At 70.5% G+C, this 684-nt stretch carries 1 protein-coding gene; it reads left to right on the forward strand.

Translation table 11 applies throughout. The annotated features are described in order from the left end of the window. A partial coding sequence (locus O5O46_RS35055) for a beta-ketoacyl reductase (RefSeq protein WP_269859734.1) occupies nucleotides 1–684 on the forward strand: 684 nt, incomplete at both ends.

The raw sequence follows: 684 nt of genomic DNA on the forward strand, positions 1-684 counted from the left end.
TGGTGCGGCTGCGGCGTTTGGTGCTGCGGGGCAGGGGAGTTACGCGGCGGCGAACGCGTTCTTGGAGGCGTTGGCCCAGCAGCGGCGTGCGCAGGGGCTTCCGGCGACGGCGCTGGCGTGGGGTCTGTGGGCGCAGGCCAGCGGCATGACCGGACACCTCGATGCGGTCGACCTGCGACGCATCACGCGTGACGGCATGGCCCCGCTCTCGTCGGAAGAAGGCTTGGCGCTGTTTGACGCCGCTGGCACGGTGGACCAGGCCGTGCTGCTGCCGATGCGGCTCGACCTCGCCGCCGTGCGTACCGAGGCCACGGCCACGGGCACCGTACCGCCGCTGTTGCGCGGCCTGGTGCGAGCGCCGATACGCCGGGTGGCCAATGCGGGCGGGAGCGATGGCGGAAGCTCGCTCGGACAGCGCTTGGCCGGCCTGCCGTCGGTGGAACAGGACCGCGAGCTGCTGGAGTTGGTCCTGCGCAGCGTGGCCGGGGTGCTCGGCTACACCGGATCCCAGTCTGTGGACTCCAGCCGGGCGTTCAAGGAGTTGGGCTTCGACTCGCTGACGGCGGTGGAGTTGCGCAACGATCTGAAGGCGGTTACGGGGCTGCGGCTTCCGGCGACGTTGGTGTTCGACTATCCGACGCCTGCGGATCTGGCTCGGTTCCTGCGCGATGAGTTGGTGGGCGT

The organism is Streptomyces sp. RPT161 (assembly GCF_027533845.1).
Classification (GTDB): domain Bacteria; phylum Actinomycetota; class Actinomycetes; order Streptomycetales; family Streptomycetaceae; genus Streptantibioticus_A; species Streptantibioticus_A silvisoli_A.